This window comes from Paracoccus denitrificans, assembly GCF_900100045.1.
Classification (GTDB): Bacteria; Pseudomonadota; Alphaproteobacteria; order Rhodobacterales; family Rhodobacteraceae; genus Paracoccus; species Paracoccus denitrificans.
The window spans coordinates 165,167-184,707 of record NZ_FNEA01000004.1 but is presented as its reverse complement, the minus strand read 5'-3'; the positions used below and the strand labels follow the sequence as shown (position 1 = coordinate 184,707).

Genomic DNA, 19,541 nt, shown 5'->3' with positions numbered 1-19,541 from the left:
GGAAAACATTCGCCACGCCGCGCCATCCGCCGCGTCCCTGCGGCTTGCCGGTCCAGGATGCGCCCGCTACCTCTGCAACGGAAACGGAGGCGCCCATGTCCATCGTCATCGAGCACATGACCAAAAGCTTCGACGGCACTGCGGTGCTGCGCGGCATCGACCTGACCATCGAATCGGGCGAATTGGTGGCGCTGCTCGGTCCCTCGGGCTCGGGCAAGACCACGCTTCTGAAGATCATCGCCGGGCTGGAATGGCCGAATTCGGGCGGGCTGGTGGTGCATGGTGCCGACTGGCTGCATCTGGCGGCGCAGGACCGCCGCATCGGCTTCGTATTCCAGCATTACGCGCTGTTTCCGCATATGAGCGTGCGCGACAACATCGCCTTCGGACTGACCGTGCGCCCGCGCGCAGAGCGGCCGGGCAAGGCGGTGATCGCGGCCAAGGTCGACCAGCTACTGGAGTTCCTGCAGATCGCCCATCTGGGCGAGCGCTATCCGGCGCAGCTTTCGGGCGGGCAGCGCCAGCGCGTCGCCCTTGGCCGGGCGCTGGCCATCGAGCCCACCGTGCTCCTGCTGGACGAACCCTTCGGCGCGCTGGATGCTGCTGTTCGCCGCGACCTGCGCGCCTGGCTGCGCGAGGTGCATGACCAGACCGGCTCGACCACCATCTTCGTCACCCATGACCAGGAAGAGGCATTCGAGCTGGCCGACCGCGTCGTGGTCATGGGCGACGGCCGGATCGAGCAGATCGGCAATGCCGACCAGATCCACGACCATCCCGCCAGCCCCTTCGTCGCCCGCTTCATGGGCGCGACCATCGAATTGCCGGTCACGCTGCAAGCCGGCCGGGCCGAGGCGCCGGGGCTGGACGGCAGCCGCCTGCCCCGCCGCGCCCTGCCCGACGGGCCGGCCACGCTGTTCCTGCGCCCCGCGGACGTGACGCCCCTGCCCGATCCCGCCGGGCGCTGGCAGATCACGCATCGCACCAGCAACGGCGCCCTGCTGCGACTGGACCTGGCGGATGACAAGGGAACGGACGGCACGGGCCGGTTCGGCATCGACCTGCCCCGCCGCGCACCCGAGGCGCAGGGCCTCGTCCCCGGAGCCCGCGTCGACCTGCGCCCCGAGGCGGGCACGATCTTTCCCGGCCCCCGCGCCCTGTCTCCGCAACCCGCCGCCACCGAATTCCCCCGCAAGGAGAAAAGCCTATGATGATCCGCAAGCTTCACGTCGCCGCACTGGCCCTGCTCCTGGGCAGCAGCCCGGCGCTTGCCCAGGACAAGATCCTGAATGTCAGCTATGACATCGCCCGCGAACTGTTCGAGGCGCTGAACCCCGAATTCCAGGCCTATTGGAAGGACAAGACCGGCCGCGACGTGACCATCGACCAAAGCCATGGCGGCTCGTCGAAACAGGCGCGCGCCATCCTAGAGGGGCTGCCGGCCGATGTGGTCACCTTCAACCAGGAGACCGACGTGGACGTGCTGGCGCAGAACGGGCTGGTGGCCGAGGACTGGCGCGATGCCCTGCCGAACGGCGCCTCGCCCTATTACTCGCTGCCGGCCTTCCTGGTGCGCGAGGGCAATCCCAAGGGCATCAAGGACTGGTCGGACCTGGCGCGCGACGACGTGCAGGCGGTGTTCCCGAACCCCAAGACCAGCGGCAACGGGCGCTATACCTATCTGGCCGCCTATGCCTATGCCCTGACGCAAGAGGGCGGCACGCCCGAGAAGGCGCAGGAATTCGTCGGCAAGATCTTTGCCAACGTGCCGGTCTTCGACACCGGCGGCCGCGCCGCCACCCAGACCTTCGCCGAGCGCAATATCGGCGACGTGCTGATCACCTTCGAGGCCGAGACCAAGGGCATCGCCAAGCAATACGAGGCGCAGGGCTTCGAGGCCGTGACCCCGGCGACCAGCCTGTTCGCCGCCTTCCCGGTCGCGCTGGTGACCGAGAATGCCGAAAAGAACGGCTCGGCCGAAGTTTCGACCGAATATCTCAACTGGCTCTATTCGCCCGAGGCGCAAGAGACGCTGGCCGAGAACCATTACCGCACCACGGACGAGGCGGTTACGGCGAAATACGCCGCCGAGTTCCCCGAGGTGAAGCTCTTGACCGTGGACGAGGTCTTCGGCGGCTGGGACAAGGTCACGGCCGAGCACCTGGCCGAGGGCGGCATCCTCGACAAGGTCTTCGTCAACCAATGAGCGCCGCCGCCGCGCCGATCCGCGCGAAACGCGTGTTGCCGGGGTTCTCGCTGAGCCTCGGCACGACGCTGCTTTACGTCGCGCTGGTGATCATGATCCCGGTGATCGCACTGGTCCTGAAAGGGGCCGAGATCGGGCCGGTGCGGTTCTGGGCCATCGTCACCGCGCCGCGCACGCTGGCGGCGCTGCGGGTGACGCTGACCGCCGCCGCGGCGGCCACCGTCTTCAACGCCTTCTACGGGCTTCTGATGGCCTGGGTGCTGACCCGCTACGACTTTCCCGGCAAGCGCATCCTGGACGCGCTGATGGACATCCCCTTCGCCTTGCCGACGGCCGTCGCCGGCATCTCGCTGACCGCGCTTTATTCGGCGAACGGCTGGTTCGGCGCGCCGCTGACCGGGGCGGGCATCGAGCTGGTCTATACGCTGGGCGGCGTGATCCTGGCCATGACCTTCACCTCGATCCCCTTCGTGGTGCGCGCCATCCAGCCGGTGCTGGAGGATCTGGACCCGGCGCTGGAGCAGGCGGCGATGACGCTGGGCGCCCGGCCCTTCGCCATCTTCCGCCGCGTCGTGCTGCCGGCGATCCTGCCGGCCTGGCTGGCGGGTTCGACCGTGGCCTTCGCCCGATCCCTGGGCGAGTTCGGCGCGGTGGTGTTCATCGCCGGCAACCTGCCCTTCAAGACCGAGATCGCGGCGCTCCTCGCCTTCATCCGGCTTGAGGAATACGACTACCAGGGCGCCGCCGCCATCGCGCTGGTGCTGCTGCTCATCGCGCTGATCCTGCTGGCGCTGTCGAACCTGATCCAGTTCCGCGCCGCCCGCCATCTGGAGGCGCGATGATGAGCACCCTTGCGCTGACCCACGCCCCCGGCCAAAGCCGCACCGCGCCGCGCCTGCTGATCGGGCTGGCCTTCGCGCTGACGGCGATCTTCGTCGTGGCACCGCTGGCCTTCATCTTCTGGCGCGCCTTCGCAGACGGCTGGGCGGTCTATCTGAAGAACATCGCCGACCCGCTGGTCGTGCATGCGATCTGGCTGACCACGGTGGTCGCGGTGATCGTGGTGCCGGTCAACATCGCCTTCGGCATCGCCGCCGCCTGGGCCATCGCCCGCTTCCGCTTTCCGGGGCGCAAGCTTCTGATGGTGCTGATCGAGATCCCCTTTTCGATCTCGCCGATCATCGCCGGCATCTGCTACCTGCTGCTTTACGGCCGGCAGGGCCTGCTGGGACCGTGGCTCGCCGCGCATGACCTGAAGGTCATGTTCGCCCTGCCCGGCATCGTGCTGGTCACCATGTTCGTCACCGCCCCCTTCGTGGTGCGCGAGGTGCTGCCGCTGATGCAGGCCCAGGGCTCGGAGCAGGAGCAGGCGGCGGTCACGCTGGGCGCGCGCGGCTGGCAGGTGTTTTCCCGCGTGACCCTGCCCAACATCCGCTGGGCGCTGCTTTACGGCGCGGTGCTCTGCACCGCCCGCGCGGTGGGCGAATTCGGCGGGGTCTCGGTGGTTTCCGGCTCGATCCGGGGCCAGACCAACACCCTGCCGTTGCAGATCGAGCTGATGTTCAACGATCTCAACACCACCGGCGCCTTTGCCGCAGCCTCGACCCTGACCGTCATCGCGCTGGTCGTGTTGGTGATCAAGGCGGCACTGGAAAGCCGCAGGTAAAGCCGCATAACTGGCGGGAATGTCAGTGGACTTGACCCGTCGCCCCACCTAGGCTGCACGCCATGGACGCCGCGATCAAGGACCAGAAACAGCCCTGCCCCGAATTGCCGAAGCCGCGCAGCTTCTGGCAGCGCATCGCCGACCGGCTGGCGGCGATCGTCGGCGCACGCCGATCCGCCACCCCGCCCGAGAAATCGGTCGCCTTCACCATCGCCGTGATCGCGCTGGGGGCCAAGCTCGCCAAGGCCGACGGCACGGTGGCACGCTCGGAGGTCGCGGCCTTTCGCCGCGTCTTCATCATCCCGCGATCCGAGGAAAAGAACGCCGCCCGCGTCTTCGACCTGGCGCGGCAGGACGTGGCCGGCTTCGACGCCTGGGCCCGGCGCATCGCGGCCATGTTCCCGCAGGGCGACCCGGTGCTGGCCGATGTGGTCGAGGGGCTGTTCATCATCGCCGTCGCCGATACCGACCTGCACGAGGCCGAGATCGTCTTCATCGACGAGGTGGCGCGCATCTTCGGCCTGCCGCCCGAGCAGGTGGCAGCGATCCGTGCCCGCCACGACCGCCGGCAGGGCTGCCCCTCGTGCGAGGTGCTGGGCGTGACGCCCGAGACCCCCTTGCCCGAGGCGCGGCGGCGTTGGCGCGACCTGGTGCGCGAGAACCACCCCGACCGCGCCATCGCCCGCGGGCTGCCGCCCGAGGCGATCCGCCTGGCCGAAGCCCGCACCCGCGCGCTGAACGAAGCCTGGGAGAATTTCCGCAACATGCACCGGATGCGCCCGGCCTGAGGGAACCCGCCCGGTCCGGCATCCGTTTCCCCTGCGAACAGCCGAAGGACCGGCCCATGCGCAACCTCCTTGTCCCCGCGATCCTCTGCGCGCTCATGGCCCCAGCCGCCGTGGCGCAGGATTACGAGCCGCCGCTGGCAGACGAACCGCCCTCCGAGGACATGCCCGCGCCGGAATCCGACATGCTGGAACGGGGCCTTGAAAACTTCATGCGCAACCTGCTGGACCAGGCCGAGCCGCATCTGGACCGGCTGGGCCGCGATCTGGGCGATACGCTGGGCGCGGTCGCGCCGGTCTTCGAGGATATCGGCAAGCTGATGGACGATGTGCGCAACTATCAGGCGCCCGAGCGGCTGGAAAATGGCGACATCCTGATCCGCCGCCGTGCCGATGCGCCGCCGCCCCCGCCGGTCGGCGATGCGCTGCGCGACATGCTGCGCCCCGCGCCCGGGGACGATCCGCGCCTGGACCCGCTGCCCGACACCCCCGACGCGCCGCTGCCGCTACCCGAGCGCGATCCGGAAAACGAGATCGAGCTTTAGGACGCGAAGCTTTCCACCCAGTCGACCAACTGCGGCAGGCTGTGGCGGTGCAGGTCATAACCTTGCAGGATGGTTTCGCGCGCCGCCGCTTGCAGCCGCGCGGCATCGGGGTCGCCGGCAAGCCCGCGGATCAGCGCCACCTCCAGCGCCGACTGGTCGAAGAACGGCACCAGCCGCCCATTCTTGCCGTCGCGGACCAGTTCGCGCACCGGCTCGGTATCCGAGCCGACGACATAACAGCCCGCCGCCATCGCCTCGGTCAGCGACCAGCTCAGCACAAAGGGATAGGTCAGGTAGCAATGCACCCGGCTGACCTGCAACAGCGCCAGATATTGCGGATAGGGCACGCGGCCCATGAAATGGACACGCGACAGGTCCAGTTGGCCGTCGAGTTCGGCCAGCAGCTTTTCCTTCCAGCCGGCCGCATCCTTGGGCAGGCCACCATAGCTGACGCCTTCGCCGCCGACCAGCACCACCTGCGCATTCGGCCGCGCCCGCAGCACCTCGGGCAGCGCGCGCATGAAGCGGTGAAAGCCGCGATAGGGTTCGAGCGAGCGCGACACATAGGTCAGCACCTCGTCCCCCGCCCGCAACTTGCGCCCGTCCGGCAGCGGGAATTCCGCCAGCGGATTGGGGCAGACCTTTACTGTGTCGATGCCGTCATGGATCACCGTCAGCTTGCGGCGCAATTCGGGCGGAAAGGAATCCGCCTGATACCGCGTCGGCGCCAGCCCGGCATCGGCCTGCACCAGCCCCTGGATCAGATGCGCCGAGCGCGCGACGGTGTTGACCCGCGCCTCGTCGCTGTCGGGGCTGATCTCGGGATCGAAGCCGACGTCATGGCCGCGCGTGCGATACATCAGTTCGGCATAGACCAGCAGCTTTGCGTCCGGCCAGATCTCGCGCAGGAACAGCGTCTCGCCCCAGCCGCTATGGCCGAAGATCAGGTCGGGGGTATAGTCGTGACGATCGCGCAGCGCCCGGCAGCCGCGCGCGGCCAGCCAGCCGCGCTCGGCCATCTCGCTATAGGTCCGGCCCAGCATCGGCGACAGGTTCAGTTCGGGCGGCGTCTTGTAGCGCACCACGCGGACGGGCGAAGGGCGCGGGTTCTTTTCGTCCGTCAAGCTCATGACGTGATGGCCGCGCGCGGCCAGCGCCGGCGCCAGATGCAGGAACTGGGCCGGGAAATTTTGGTGAACAAACAGTATTTTCATTAAATTACCGAAAAATCTTCACTTATTACCGTAAGAAACGCCGCCTCGATCAGACGGCGAGTGTAGTCGCTTTGCGGATTGTCGAAGACCGCCTGGGTCGATCCCTGCTCGACCACCTCGCCCGCGCGCATGACCATGATCTGGTGCGACATGGCACGCACGACGCGCAGGTCGTGGCTGATGAACAGGAAGGTAAGCCCGTGCTTGCGTTGCAGCCGCCGCAAAAGCTCGACGATCTGCACCTGCACGGTCATGTCCAATGCGCTGGTCGGCTCGTCCAGCACCACCAGCCTGGGGTTCAGGATCATGGCGCGGGCGATGGCGATGCGCTGGCGCTGGCCGCCGCTGAATTCATGCGGATAGCGGTGCATGGTGGCGGGGTCCAGCCCGACCTCGCGCATGATTTCGTCCACCATCCCGCGGCGGTCGCGGCCCGGCTCGATGCCATGCACGCCCAGGCCCTCGGAGATGATCTGCTCGACCGTCATGCGCGGCGACAGGCTGCCAAAGGGATCCTGGAATACGATCTGCATGTCGCGGCGCAAGCCGCGCAGCGCCCGACCCGGCAGTTTCGAGATGTCGCGGCCCATGTAGAGGATCGGCCCCTCGCTCTCGATCAGCCGCATGATCGCCAGCGCCAGCGTGGTCTTGCCCGAGCCGGATTCACCGACGATGCCCAGGGTCTCGCCGGCGCGGACCGAGATCGTGGCGCCGTTCACCGCCTTCACATGGCCGACGGTGCGGCGCAGGAAGCCGCGCTGGATCGGGAACCAGACCCGCAGATCCTGCGTCGCCACGACCTGCGGCGCGTCGGCGGGAATGGGGTCGGCGCGGCCCTGTGGCTCGGCGGCCAGCAACATGCGGGTATATTCGTGCTGCGGATGGGCAAAGATCTGCTCGACCGGGCCCTGCTCGACGATCTCGCCGCCCTTCATCACGCAGACCCGGTCGGCGATGCGCCGCACCAGGCCCAGGTCGTGGCTGATGAACAGCATCGACAGCCCCTCGGCAGCCTTGAGCTCTGCCAAGAGTTCCATGATCTGCGCCTGGATGGTCACGTCCAGCGCCGTCGTCGGCTCATCCGCGACCAGCAGTTCCGGCCCGTTCGCCAGCGCCATGGCGATCATCACCCGCTGGCGCTGGCCGCCGGACAGCTGGTGCGGGTAATCGGCAAGCCGCGTTTCCGGGTCGCGGATGCCGACGCGGGTCAGCAGCTCGATGATGCGCGCCCGCGCCGCCGCGCCGCGCAGCCCCTGATGCAGCGCCAGGCTTTCGGCAAGCTGCCGCTCCAGCGTGTGCAGGGGGTTCAGCGAGGTCATCGGCTCTTGAAAGATGAAGCTGATGTCGTTGCCGCGCACCCGACGCAGTTCCGGCTCGGCCGCGCCCAGCAATTCGCGCCCGTCATAGCGGACCGAGCCCGAGACCTCTGCCGCCTCGCCCAGCAGCCGCACCGTCGAAAGCGCCGTGACCGATTTGCCCGAGCCGGATTCGCCGACCAGCGCCACCGTCTCGCCCTTGCCGACGGTAAAGCTGACGCCCTTGACGGCGGGCGCAAGCTGCCCGTCCTGCCGGAACCCCACCCGCAGGTCGCTGACTTCCAGAACCGGCGTCATCGAAAGGTCTTTCTTGGGTCGAAGGCGTCGCGCACGCCCTCGAAGATGAACACCAGCAGCGACAACATGATGGCAAAGCTGAAGAAGGCGGTGAAGCCCAGCCAGGGCGCCTGCAGGTTCTGCTTGGCCTGCAAGGCCAGTTCGCCCAGCGAGGGGGCCGAGCTGGGCAGGCCGTAGCCCAGATAATCCAGCGCCGCCAGCGACGAGATGGTGCCGGTGACAACGAACGGCAGCATGGTCAGCGTCGCCACCATGGCGTTGGGCAGGATATGGCGGAACATGATGACGCGGTCACTGACCCCAAGCGCGCGCGCCGCCCGGACATATTCGAAGTTGCGCGCCCGCAGGAACTCGGCCCGCACCACGCCGACCAGCGCCGGCCAGCCGAACAGGATCGAGACGAAAACCAGCAGCCAGAAGCTTCGCCCCAGGATCGCGAACAAGATGATAATCACGTAAAGCGATGGGGTTGAGCCCCATATCTCAAGCAATCTCTGGAACACCAGGTCGGTGCGGCCGCCGAAATAGCCCTGCACCGCCCCCGCCGCGATGCCCAGAAGCGAGGCGACCACGGTCACGATCAACGTGAACATGATCGACAGGCGGAAGCCATAGATCACCCGCGCCAGCACGTCCCGCGCCGTGTCGTCCGTGCCCAGCCAATGCGCCGCATCGGGTGCGCTGGGGGCGGTGCCGACATTGTTGATGGTGCGATAGTGATAGGGGATCGGCGGCCACAGCATCCAGCCCCGCTCGACCGCCTCGCCCGCGACCTGGCCGGTTTCGCGCGCCTCGCGCTCGGTGGCCTCGGGGTCGTCCCAGCATTCCTCACGCCCGCCGGTGCGGATCAGGCATTGCACGCCGGGATCGGTATAGATCGCCTCGGTGCCGAAATCGCCGCCGAAGGCCGTCTCGGGATAGAAGCGATAGACCGGGAAATGCAGTTCGCCCTTGTAGCTGACCAGGACCGGCTTGTCGTTGGCGATCAGTTCCGCGAACAGCGAGGCCACGAACAGCACGGTAAAGACGACCAGCGACCAGAAGGCACGCTTGTTGCGGCGGAAATTCCGCAGCCGGCGGCGGTTCAGCTCGGTCATCGCCATCAGCCGGCCCTCCGCTCGAAATCGATGCGCGGATCGACCAGCACATACATCAGGTCCGACAGGATCCCGACCACCAGGCCCATGAGGCCAAAGACGTAAAGCGTGCCGAAGATCACCGGATAGTCGCGCTGCACGGCGGCCTCGAAGCCCAGCCGGCCCAGCCCGTCCAGCGAAAAGATCGTCTCGATCAGGATCGACGAGCCGAAGAACACGCCCAGGAACATGGACGGAAACCCGGCGATCACGATCAGCATCGCATTGCGGAAGACATGGCCGTAAAGCACCCGCCCCTCGGTCAGGCCCTTGGCGCGGGCGGTCATGACATATTGCTTGTTGATCTCGTCCAGGAAGCTGTTCTTGGTCAGCAGCGTCAGCGTGGCAAAGCTGGAAATGGTGGTGGCGGTCACCGGCAGGGCGATGTGCCACAGATAGTCCTTGACCTTGCCCCAAAGGCTCAGGTCGGACCAGTTGTCCGAGGTGAGCCCGCGCAGCGGAAAGATCTGCCAATAGCTGCCGCCCGCGAACAGCACCATCAGCAGGACCGCGAACAGGAAGGCCGGGATGGCATAGCCCACGATGATCGCGCCCGAGGTCCAGGTGTCGAAGGAGGTGCCGTTCCTGACCGCCTTGCGGATGCCCAGCGGGATCGAGATCAGATAGGCGATCAGCGTGGACCACAGCCCCAGCGTGATCGAGACCGGCATCTTTTCCAGCACCAGGTCGATGACCGAGATCGAGCGGAAGAAGCTGATGCCGAAATCGAAGCGGACATAATTGCCCAGCATGATCAGGAAACGTTCGGCCGCGCCGATCTTTTCCTTGGCGCAGTCGGGGGATTTCAGGTCCGGCTCACCCTGATGCGCGGGGGTGCAGACGATCTTGGCAAAGCCCATCTGCACTTCCAACTGGTCCAGCAATTCGGGCGGGATGCCGCGGGCGCCGGCATATTCGGTATTCTGGGGTGCGTCGCCGGCGCCGCCGGTGATGTTGCGCAGCGCGTCGCCCTCGCCCTGGACGCGGGCGATCACCTGCTCGATCGGGCCGCCGGGGACGAATTGCGTCAGCGTGAAGTTGACCAGCATGATGCCGATCAGCGTGGGTATGATCAGCAACAAGCGCCGCAGGATATAGGCTGCCATCCGTCCCCTTGCTCCGCCTTGATCCGCGCCGGCCCCGGGGGACCTAGCGCAGCGCGCCGGATTGTTTCAGCTTTTCCGCCTTATCCGCGTCATACCACCAGAAATCAAGCTCACCCAGCGCATAGGGCGGCAAGGTCTCGGGATGGGCGAAAATGTCGTAATATGCGACGGTATGCTCGGCCTTGTACCATTGCGGCACCCAGAAGCGCAGCGCGCGCAGGCTGCGGTCCAGCGCATGGATGATGGTGTCCATCTCTTCCTGCGTGGTTGCCTGGATGCCCTTTTCGATCAGCGCGTCGATGGCGGGATTGGCCAGGCCGGCCGGGTTGAAGACGTCGCCCACGTTCTCGGAGCCGAAGACCTGCTCGGTCCCGCCGCCGACATAGAATCCCAGCAGGAAATTGTCGGTGATCATGTCGAAATCGTGGCTGCGGGTGCGGGCAGTCATCTGGGCGTCGTCCACCCGCGCGTTCACCGCATCGATGCCAAGCGCGCGCAGGTTCTGCACGAAGGGGTTGATGATGCGGTCGAAGCTCTGGTTGTCGTTCAGGATTTCCAGCTTCAGCCGCTCGCCCTTCGCATTCACGCGCATCCCGTCGGAACCGGCCTTCCAGCCCGCCTCGTCCAGAAGCGCCGAGGCCTTGCGCAGGTTCCTGCGGTCGAGCTGCGACTTGCCCGAAACGGGCTGGACCACGGCATCCTCGGTCAGGACGCCCTCGGGCAGATCCTTGGCCAGCGGCTTCAGCAGTTCCAGCTCGGCCCCGGACGGCTTGCCCGTGGCGGCCAGATCGCTGTTGTCCCAGAAGGAGTTGACCCGGGTGTTGAGCCCGTAGAACAGCGTCTCGTTCGACCATTCGAAGTTGAACACCAGCCCGATCGCCTCGCGGACGCGGATGTCCTGCCATTTCTCGCGCCGCAGGTTGAAGATCCAGGACTGGCCGGTCGCGAGATCGCCGTTGGGCAGCATTTCCCGCTTGACCGCACCGGATCTCAGAGCCGGGAAATCGTAGCGCGTCGCCCAGTGGATCGAGGAAACCTCGTTGCGGAAGGTATAGACCCCGGCCTTGAAGGCCTCGAAAGCGGCGTCGTAATCGGTGAAATACTCGAAGCGGATCTTGTCGAAATTGTGGCGCCCGACGTTGATCGGCAAGTCCTTGCCCCAGTAGTCCGGGTTGCGGCGCACCGTCATCGAGCGGCCCATCTCGGCCGCATCGAAGACATAGGGCCCCGAGCCGAGGAAGGGGATATTGCTCGACCGCTCGATGTCGCGGTCGTTCTTGCGGAAATCCTCGCGCGAGAAGACGATCTGGCTACCGGCCTGCTGGATCACGTCGCGGCGCGGATAATCCGGCTGGAATATGAACTTGATGGTGTGATCGTCGATCACCTCGGCCTTGGCGACCATCTTGGCGATGCCGGTGCGATAGGAAGACAGCCCCCTGTCGCGCAAGAGCTCGAAGGAAAACAGCACGTCATGCGCGGTCAGCGGCGATCCGTCCGAGAACTTCGCCTCGGGCCGCAGGTGGAAGATCACCCAGTCGCGGCTTTCGGGATATTCGATGGTCTCGCAAAGCAGGCAATAGGACGAACCACGCTCATCCGCCGGATCCTCCATCAGCCGTTCGAGCATGATGACCGAAAGCCGGCCGGCGCGGCCGCGATGGGTAAAGGGATTGTAGCTGTCGAAACCGCCCAGCCAGCTTTCCGAAATCTCGCCGCCCTTGGGCGCCTCCGGGTTCACATAGCGCAGATGCGGGAAATCGGCGGGCAGTTCGGGCTCGCCGAAGACCGAGATGCCGTGCGACACGATGGTCTTGGGCTCCTGCTTCTGCTGCTCCTGCGCCAGGGTCCAGCCGGGCAGCAACGCCACAAGGGCAACCATCGGGGCATGTCGCAGGAAACGCATCGTCATCGGGTCTTGTCGATCCTTGTTTGGGTCTTGCTCGGGCAGCAGCCTGCCTCGGGCGCCAAAGCTAGCAGCCCTCGGCCCCGGTTCAACATGCAATTGCGTGATCCGCCGCGCCCGGCACGGCCGCGGCAAGCAAAAAGGGCGCCCCCAAGGGACGCCCCATCCTTGCGCGGCATGGGCCGGCCGATTACTGCTGGCCTTCCAGATAGGCGATCAGGTTGGCGCGATCCTCGATCTTGGGCAGGCCGGCGAAGGCCATCTTGGTGCCCTTGACCACCGCTTTCGGGTTGGTCAGGAATTCCTGCAGCGCCTCGGGGGTCCAGTCGCCGCCATGCGCCTTCATCGGGTCGGAATAGTTGAAGCCATCGACGCCTGCGACCGTGCGGCCGACGACGCCGTTCAGATGCGGGCCGACGCCATCGTTGCCGTCCAGCTTGTGGCAGGCCTTGCACTTGCCGAACACCTTCTCGCCAGCGGCGGGATCGGCCGAGGCCAGGACGGTGGCAAAATCGGGGCCTTCGTCCACGGCCTCGCCCTCGGCGCCGCCGGCGCTCTCGACCGGGATGGTATATGCCTGGGCATGCTCTTCGCCCTCGGCGCCGTGGCCCGAGGTGCCGACGTGAAAGATACCCGATGCCGCCCAGCTCATCAGCAGAAGGAACAGAAGCGAGCCGATCAGCGCACCGGCTGCCTTGGTGACGGTCATGGTATCGAACATATCTGCGGATCCCCTGGGCTGTCCGTGGATTTGGCCGTATCTACCCGCTTTTGTTCCGCCGGTTCAAGGTGTAGTTGTCGCTCGCAAAGCACAAAACGGACGTAGAGGCCGCCCCGGCACAGGGCACGGCCCCAAGACGCCACCCCAAGCCAAGGTGTGATCCATGACCGACGCCTCGACCCAGAACGTGATCGCATTCCAGGGCGAACCCGGCGCCTACAGCCACCAGGCCTGCCGCTCCTATCGCCCGCAGATGGAGGCGCTGCCCTGCCGCACCTTCGAGGATACGATCGAAGCGGTGCGCAGCGGCCGTGCCGAACTGGCCATGCTGCCGGTCGAGAACTCGACCTACGGCCGGGTCGCGGACATCCATCACCTGCTGCCCGAGACCGGGCTGCACATCATCGACGAGGGATTCGTGCGGGTGCGCATCAGCCTGCTGGCGGTGCCGGGCACGAAGCTGTCGCAGATCAGCGAAGCCATGAGCCATCCGGTGCTTCTGGGCCAGTGCCGCGGCTTTTTGCGCCGCCACGCCATCCGCAGCGTGATCGGCGCCGACACCGCCGGCTCGGCGCTGGAGGTCGCGCGCCGGGGCGAGCCGGCGCTGGCCGCGCTGGCCGCGCCGCTGGCGGGCGAGATCTACGGGCTCGAGGAACTCGCCTCGGGGATCGAGGACCGCCAGAACAACACCACCCGTTTCCTGGTCATGGCGCGGCAGCCCGATTTCAGCCGCCGCGCCAATGCCGAGGGCGGCACGACCATGATGACCAGCTTCGTCTTTCGGGTGCGCAACATTCCGGCCGCGCTTTACAAGGCGCTTGGCGGCTTTGCCACCAACGGCGTCAACATGACCAAGCTGGAAAGCTACATGGTGGACGGCGTCTTTACCGCCACGCAATTCTATGCCGACATCGAGGGCCACCCCGAAGACCCGCATGTCGCCCGCGCGCTGGAAGAGCTGGATTATTTCACCTCCAGCCTGAACATCCTGGGCGTCTATCCCGCCGACCCGCTGCGCGCGGCGCAGTCGCAAGCGGCCGCCGCCGAGTAAGCGCGGCCGGGCAGCGCCGCTGCGGGCCGGGCGGAAGGCTCAGGCGTGTTGGCCCGAGACGAGGGCGGCGATGAAATCCCCGACCCGCCGCGCGAACTTGCGGTCGAGCTGCGCCTTGCCCAGCTTGGCGGTCTGCACCATCAGCCGCGCCTTCATGCTGCGCGGATGCGCCTCGGTCTCGAAGATCAGCCGCGCCTTGGCCCGGGTCAGCGCCACCACCGTCAGGCGGATCGTCAGGTCGAACTGGTCGGAACCGCCCTTGATGACGACCACCTCGGGCGCATCCAGCTGCGCAACCTCGGCGGTCACTTCGCGATGGCGGCCGCGCCAGTCAAAGCCGATCAGCCACCGCATGCCGACCCCCGGCTCGGCCAGGTCGTCCAGCCGGCGCACCGTAGCGCCGCGACGCACCAGCAGCCGCTCGATGGCAGGAAAGTTGCTGGCGGCGCGGAACAACCCTTCCGCGGCAAGGTCGATATCCTGTCGGGTCGAGAATTTCATCGTTAATCCGGTCAATATGAAAAGGTCGCAGCTTGGCGGCTCATCCCATGTTGCGTTGCGGCATGCAAGTCCGCCCGCCCATCTGCGGTAGCGACCTTTGATCACGAAATACAATCCATGGTTGCGTTATGGACCAATTGTCTGCATTCGCATGGCATGAGCTGCACGTCCTCTGCCATCCATCCGCATTCCGCCGCCAATGCCGTCGAGCTTCGCATCATGGCGACGACGGACCTGCACATGCATGTGCTGGGCTATGACTATTTCGCGGACCGGCCCTCGGACCGGCTGGGGCTGTCGCGGGTGGCGGCGCTGATCGCCCGCGCGCGCCGGACGGCACGGAATTGCCTGCTGTTCGACAATGGCGACGGGCTGCAAGGCAGCCCGATGGGCGATTACCTGGCCGAATCGGACGGCATCGGCCCGAACCGGCCGCACCCGGCCATCGCGGCGATGAATGCGCTGCATTATGACGCGGCCACCCTTGGAAACCACGACTTCAGCTTTGGCCTAGGCTTTCTGCGCCGCGCCCTGGAGGCGGCCGCATTCCCGGTGGTTTCGACCAACCTGCGGCCATTGCGTCCCCTGCCGGTGCAGAGCCATGTCCTGCTGGAGCGGCAGTTCCACGACGCGCAAGGACGCCCGCAGCGGCTGCGCATCGGCGTGCTGGGTTTTCTGCCGCCCCAGACGATCGCGTGGGAGCCGAGGCTGAAATCCGAGATCGCCGTCGAGGACATCCTGCCGGCCGCCCGCACCGGCATCAGGGCGCTGCGCGACCAGGGCGCGCATCTGGTGGTGGCGCTGGCGCATAGCGGCATCGGCGCGCTTGCCCCCGCCCCGATGATGGAAAACGCCGCGACCGCCCTGGCCGCCCTGCCCGGCATCGACGTGGTGATCGCCGGCCATACGCATCGGCTGTTCCCGTCGCCCGACCATCCGCAGGGCCCAGGGATCGACGCCCTGCGCGGCACGCTGGCCGGCAAGCCCGCGGTCATGCCGGGCTTCTGGGGCTCGCATCTGGGGCTGGTCGACTTGCGGCTGCTGCCCACGGACGACGGCTGGCGCATCGCCGGCTTTGCCTGCCGCGCCGAGCCGGTCGGGACCGAAGACGACGACCCCGCCGTCACCGGCCCGGCACTGGCCGTCCACCGCCGCACCCTGCGGCATTTCCGCCGCCGCATCGGCCGGACCGAGCGGCCGCTGAACAGCTATTTCTCGCTGATCGGCCAGGATTCCGGGCTGCGGCTGGTGACCATGGCGCAGCGCTGGCATGTGCGGCACGCCCTGCGCGGCACGCGCTGGCAGGACCTGCCGATCCTTTCGGCGGCCGCGCCCTTTCGCGCCGGAGGGCGCGGCGGGCCGCAGCATTATACCGATGTGCCGGCGGGGCGACTGACGCTGCGCAACATCGCCGATCTCTACCTGTTCCCGAACCGGATCTGCGCCATCCGCCTGACCGGGGCCGAGCTGCGCGAATGGCTGGAACGCTCAGCCGGCCTGTTTCTGCGCATCGAGCCGGGCCGGCCCGACCAGCCGCTGATCGACCCGGAGTTTCCCAGCTACAATTTCGACGTCATCGACGGGCTCGGCTGGCAGATCGACCTCAGCCGCCCGCCGCGCTACGCCCCGGACGGCCGGCTGGCCCATGGCGATTCGCACCGCATCGGCGCGCTGACCCATCGCGGCCGCCCGGTGGCGCCGGACCAGCCCTTTATCCTGGTGACGAACAGCTACCGGCTGTCCGATTGCGGCCTGTTCGCCCCGGTGGCGGCGGGCCGGCCGGTGCTGCTGGACGGCGCCCTGCGCACCCGCGAGGTGCTGCGCCGCTATGTGGCGCGCCGCCGCGTGCTGGCCCCCGACCCGCAGATGGGCTGGAGCTTTCGCCCCTTGCCCGGCGCCTCGGTCCTGTTCGAGACCGGGCCGGCCGCCGCCCGGCATCTGGACGGGCTTTCCGCGCGGGCCGAGCCGGCCGGCATGGGCCCTGACGGCTTCCTGCGCCTGCGGCTGCATCTCTAGCGGGCCAAGCCGCTTGCATCCCGCCGCGCGCGCGCCTATCTAGGCGGCGAGAGGTTGGCGCGGGCAGGCGCCTCGCCAACCCGGTCAGGTCCGGAAGGAAGCAGCCGTAACGAGTCCCGCTTGGGTCGCTGTCCAGCCTCTCACCCTCTTTTCCCCCTCAGCGTGAACCGATAGCCTGCGCGGGCCCAACCCGTCCGAAGGCCCGCCGATGACCACCCGCCCCCGCATTCTCTGCCTCGGCGCCATGCTATGGGACGTGATCGGGCACAGCGCCATGCGGCTTGACCCGGGGGCCGACCTGCCCGGCCGGATCACCCGGCAGCCGGGCGGCGTGGCGCTGAACGTGGCGCTGGCCCTGGCGCGGCAGGGGCTCGCGCCGGCCATGCTTTCGGCCGTCGGCCGCGATGCGCCGGGCGAGGCGCTGGTGACCGAGGTGGGCCGGCGCGGCGTCGATACCCGCTGGCTGTGGCGCGACGGCGGGCTTGCCACCGACAGCTACCTGGCCATCGAAAGCCCGGACGGGCTGGTCGCCGCCATCGCCGATGCCCGGGCATTGGAAACCGCCGGCACCGCGATCCTCGCCCCCTTGCTCGACGGCCGGCTGGGCGATGCCACCCGGCCCTGGCGGGGCACACTGGTACTCGACGGCAACCTGACCGCGCCGGTCCTGGACCGGATCGCGCTGGATCCGCGCCTCTCGGCCGCCGACCTGCGCATCGTGCCCGCCAGCCCCGACAAGGCGGCCCGGCTGCGGGTGCTGATCGACCATCCCCGCGCCATCTTCCACCTGAACCGCGCCGAGGCCGAGGCGCTGGCCGGCCGCAGCCTGCCCGATGCCGCCCGCGCAGCCGAGGCCGTCATCGCACTCGGCGCCCGCCGCGCGCTGGTGACCGACGGCGCCCGTCCCGCCGCCGATGCGGCACAGGACGCGCCGACCCTGACCGAGGCACCGCCCCCCGTCGCAGCCACGCGCGTCACCGGCGCGGGCGACAGCTTCCTTGCCGCGCATCTCGCGGCCGAAAGCCGCGGCGCCGGGCGCGCCGAGGCCCTGACCCGCGCGGTGAACGCCGCATCCGACCATGTCTGTGGAAAGGACCAACCATGCCCCCCCTGATCGCGCTTTCCCCCGAAACCTCGCAGGCGCTGGCCGACCGCCAGCCCCTGGTGGCGCTGGAATCGACCATCATCACCCATGGCATGCCCTATCCGCAGAACCTCGAGGTGGCGCAGCAGGTCGAGGCCGCGGTGCGCGAAGAGGGCGCCGTGCCCGCCACCATCGCAGTGATGGGCGGGCGCATCCGCGTGGGCCTGGATGCCGAGGCGCTGGAGGCGCTGGCCTCGACGCCGGCCGAGCAGGTGATGAAGCTGTCGCGCGCCGACCTCGCCGCCTGCCTGGCGCTGGGACGGACCGGGGCGACCACGGTGGCCGCCACGATGATCTGCGCCCATCTGGCCGGGATCGAGGTCTTTGCCACCGGCGGCATCGGCGGCGTGCATCGCGGCGCCGAAACCAGCTTCGACATCTCGGCCGACCTGCAGGAGCTGGCGCAAAGCCCGGTCACGGTGGTCGCGGCCGGGGCCAAGGCGATCCTGGACCTGCCCAAGACGCTGGAGGTGCTGGAAACGCTGGGCGTGCCGGTGATCGCCTTCGGCCAGGACCAGTTGCCGGCCTTCTGGTCGCGCGAATCGGGCCTTGCCGCGCCGCTGCGCATGGACGACCCGGCCCAGATCGCCGCCAGCGCCCGGCTGCGGCGCGAACTGGGCCTCTCGGGCGGCCAGCTGGTGGTGAACCCGATCCCCCCGGAGGCCGAGATCCCGCGCGCAGAGATGATCCCGGTGGTCGAACAGGCGCTTTCCGAGGCCGAGGCGCAGGGCATCGCGGCCAAGGCGGTCACGCCCTTCCTGCTGCAACGCATCTTCGAGCTGACCCAGGGCCGCTCGCTCGACGCCAATATCGCGCTGGTGCTGAACAATGCCCGGCTGGCCGCGCGCATCGCCGCCGCCATGGCCACCTAGCGGCGGCCAAAAAGCCGCGACAGGTCGTAGGAATCGCGCTCGCCCAGATTCTCGGCATCATCCTCCAGGAACCGATCGGCCGCCTCGACCCCGGCGTCGTGCATGCGCTGCAACAGGCCGGGATTCGGGATCAGCTTGGTGCTGGCGCTCAGCGAGTTCATCAGATCCTCGTCCATGAACGCATGCAGAAGCACGTTCTTCATCGGCCGCCCGGTCAGCCGATCCTCGGCATGCAACCGCTTGACGAAATTGATGGCACGCAATTCGGCCAGCAGCGCGGCGTTGAAGCTGATCTCGTTCACCCGGTCCTGGATCGCGGCCGGGGTCTTGGGCACGGCATCGCGCAGCATCGGATTGATGTTGACGATGACGATATCGCGCGGCAGGTCCGGGCGATACAGCGGGAACAGCGCCGGATTGCCGGAATAGCCGCCGTCCCAATAGGCCTCGCGCCCTCCGGTCAGCGGATCGTCGATCTCGACGGCGCGGAACAGCTCGGGCAGGCAGGCCGAGGCCAGGATGCTGTCCACCGTCACCTCGGCCCCGCCGAAGACCCGCACCAGCCCGGTGCGCACATTGGTCGCGGTGACGAAAAAGGCCGGCCCCTCCTCGCGGCCCAGCCGGGGATGCGGCATCTCGCGCAGGATGGCGGCCAGCGGGTTGGTGTAGAACGGCCCCGAATCATAGGGGCTGAACACCCGCGTCAGCGAACCCAGCCAGGCCACGGGCGAGAAAAGCTCGGTCAGCCGCTGCCAGGCGCGCGGCGCCGGAAACATGGAATGCAGCCAGCGCACCACGGAATTGTCGCTGACCTGCCCGACCTGCGACCAGATATAGGCCAGGTTCTGCCGCGCCGCCTCGCGCCCACGCCTGCCCGGTCCGCAGGACAGGCCGGCAGCCAGCGCAGCGCCATTCAGCGCCCCGGCCGAGGTGCCGCTGATGCCGCGGATCTCGATCCCGGGCTCGTCCAGCAGCCGGTCCAGCACGCCCCAGGCAAAGGCGCCATGCGCGCCGCCGCCCTGAAGCGCCAGATTGATCCGCTTCACGTCCATGCCCACC

At 67.8% G+C, this 19,541-nt stretch carries 18 protein-coding genes and 1 other RNA gene; 11 read left to right on the top strand and 8 right to left on the bottom strand.

Annotated features, from left to right (window positions below):
• Positions 1–95: 95 nt before the first annotated feature.
• The 6 genes from BLT64_RS04605 (at position 96) to BLT64_RS04580 (ending at position 5,202) form a co-directional block, all read left to right on the top strand.
• The gene (locus BLT64_RS04605; RefSeq protein ID WP_011748091.1) at positions 96–1,211 is read left to right on the top strand and encodes a sulfate/molybdate ABC transporter ATP-binding protein; all 1,116 of its coding nucleotides are present in this window, start codon (positions 96–98) and stop codon (positions 1,209–1,211) included.
• On the top strand, positions 1,208–2,206 hold the full coding sequence (locus tag BLT64_RS04600) for a sulfate ABC transporter substrate-binding protein (protein WP_011748092.1): 999 nt from the start codon (positions 1,208–1,210) through the stop codon (positions 2,204–2,206). Before BLT64_RS04605 ends, BLT64_RS04600 begins: the two co-directional genes overlap by 4 nt.
• Entirely contained in the window at positions 2,203–3,048 is an 846-nt protein-coding gene (gene cysT, locus BLT64_RS04595) for a sulfate ABC transporter permease subunit CysT (protein ID WP_011748093.1), read from the top strand. The genes BLT64_RS04600 and cysT overlap by 4 nt, the downstream gene beginning before the upstream one ends.
• The gene (cysW, locus tag BLT64_RS04590; RefSeq protein WP_049792318.1) at positions 3,048–3,872 is read left to right on the top strand and encodes a sulfate ABC transporter permease subunit CysW; all 825 of its coding nucleotides are present in this window, start codon (positions 3,048–3,050) and stop codon (positions 3,870–3,872) included. Before cysT ends, cysW begins: the two co-directional genes overlap by 1 nt.
• A 62-nt stretch (positions 3,873–3,934) precedes the next feature.
• A complete protein-coding gene (locus tag BLT64_RS04585) occupies positions 3,935–4,660 on the top strand; it encodes a molecular chaperone DjiA (RefSeq protein WP_011748095.1) in 726 nt (241 codons plus the stop codon).
• A gap of 56 nt (positions 4,661–4,716) precedes the next feature.
• A complete protein-coding gene (locus tag BLT64_RS04580) occupies positions 4,717–5,202 on the top strand; it encodes a hypothetical protein (RefSeq protein WP_011748096.1) in 486 nt (161 codons plus the stop codon).
• Here BLT64_RS04580 and BLT64_RS04575 read toward each other — a convergent pair.
• The 6 genes from BLT64_RS04575 to BLT64_RS04550 form a co-directional block, all read right to left on the bottom strand.
• Positions 5,199–6,416, bottom strand: a complete 1,218-nt coding sequence (locus tag BLT64_RS04575; RefSeq protein ID WP_011748097.1) for a glycosyltransferase — start codon at positions 6,414–6,416, stop codon at positions 5,199–5,201. The genes BLT64_RS04580 and BLT64_RS04575 overlap by 4 nt on opposite strands.
• Positions 6,416–8,029: an ABC transporter ATP-binding protein gene (locus BLT64_RS04570; protein ID WP_011748098.1), complete on the bottom strand. Its 1,614-nt coding sequence runs from the start codon at positions 8,027–8,029 to the stop codon at positions 6,416–6,418. Before BLT64_RS04570 ends, BLT64_RS04575 begins: the two co-directional genes overlap by 1 nt.
• Positions 8,026–9,132: an ABC transporter permease gene (locus tag BLT64_RS04565; RefSeq protein ID WP_011748099.1), complete on the bottom strand. Its 1,107-nt coding sequence runs from the start codon at positions 9,130–9,132 to the stop codon at positions 8,026–8,028. The genes BLT64_RS04570 and BLT64_RS04565 overlap by 4 nt, the downstream gene beginning before the upstream one ends.
• Entirely contained in the window at positions 9,132–10,271 is a 1,140-nt protein-coding gene (locus BLT64_RS04560) for a microcin C ABC transporter permease YejB (protein ID WP_011748100.1), read from the bottom strand. Before BLT64_RS04560 ends, BLT64_RS04565 begins: the two co-directional genes overlap by 1 nt.
• Positions 10,272–10,314: 43 nt before the next feature.
• Positions 10,315–12,183, bottom strand: a complete 1,869-nt coding sequence (locus BLT64_RS04555) for an extracellular solute-binding protein (protein ID WP_041529890.1) — start codon at positions 12,181–12,183, stop codon at positions 10,315–10,317.
• A gap of 184 nt (positions 12,184–12,367) precedes the next feature.
• Positions 12,368–12,898, bottom strand: coding sequence for a c-type cytochrome (locus BLT64_RS04550; RefSeq protein ID WP_011748102.1), 531 nt, complete (start codon positions 12,896–12,898; stop codon positions 12,368–12,370).
• A gap of 163 nt (positions 12,899–13,061) precedes the next feature.
• Here BLT64_RS04550 and BLT64_RS04545 point away from each other — a divergent pair, with 163 nt between their 5' ends.
• The gene (locus tag BLT64_RS04545; protein WP_011748103.1) at positions 13,062–13,949 is read left to right on the top strand and encodes a prephenate dehydratase; all 888 of its coding nucleotides are present in this window, start codon (positions 13,062–13,064) and stop codon (positions 13,947–13,949) included.
• 39 nt (positions 13,950–13,988) lie between these two features.
• Here BLT64_RS04545 and BLT64_RS04540 read toward each other — a convergent pair whose 3' ends face one another.
• Positions 13,989–14,450, bottom strand: coding sequence for a hypothetical protein (locus BLT64_RS04540; protein ID WP_011748104.1), 462 nt, complete (start codon positions 14,448–14,450; stop codon positions 13,989–13,991).
• A 117-nt stretch (positions 14,451–14,567) separates the two neighbouring features.
• Between BLT64_RS04540 and BLT64_RS04535 the strand changes: the two genes are divergently transcribed.
• The 4 genes from BLT64_RS04535 to BLT64_RS04520 all read left to right on the top strand — a co-directional run bounded on the left by BLT64_RS04535 (position 14,568) and on the right by BLT64_RS04520 (position 18,482).
• Positions 14,568–16,466 carry a bifunctional 2',3'-cyclic-nucleotide 2'-phosphodiesterase/3'-nucleotidase gene (locus BLT64_RS04535; RefSeq protein WP_011748105.1) on the top strand — a complete coding sequence of 633 codons (1,899 nt, stop codon included), beginning with the start codon at positions 14,568–14,570 and terminating at the stop codon, positions 16,464–16,466.
• A 48-nt stretch (positions 16,467–16,514) separates the two neighbouring features.
• An RNA gene (gene ffs / locus BLT64_RS04530) (signal recognition particle sRNA small type) lies at positions 16,515–16,611 on the top strand.
• Positions 16,612–16,674: 63 nt separating this feature from the next.
• On the top strand, positions 16,675–17,580 hold the full coding sequence (locus tag BLT64_RS04525; RefSeq protein WP_011748106.1) for a PfkB family carbohydrate kinase: 906 nt from the start codon (positions 16,675–16,677) through the stop codon (positions 17,578–17,580).
• Entirely contained in the window at positions 17,568–18,482 is a 915-nt protein-coding gene (locus tag BLT64_RS04520; RefSeq protein WP_011748107.1) for a pseudouridine-5'-phosphate glycosidase, read from the top strand. Before BLT64_RS04525 ends, BLT64_RS04520 begins: the two co-directional genes overlap by 13 nt.
• On the opposite strand, the gene BLT64_RS04515 is transcribed toward BLT64_RS04520, so the two are convergent.
• On the bottom strand, positions 18,479–19,534 hold the full coding sequence (locus tag BLT64_RS04515) for a patatin-like phospholipase family protein (RefSeq protein ID WP_011748108.1): 1,056 nt from the start codon (positions 19,532–19,534) through the stop codon (positions 18,479–18,481). The two genes, BLT64_RS04520 and BLT64_RS04515, sit on opposite strands and share 4 nt — an antisense overlap.
• Between the last annotated feature and the right edge of the window lie 7 nt (positions 19,535–19,541).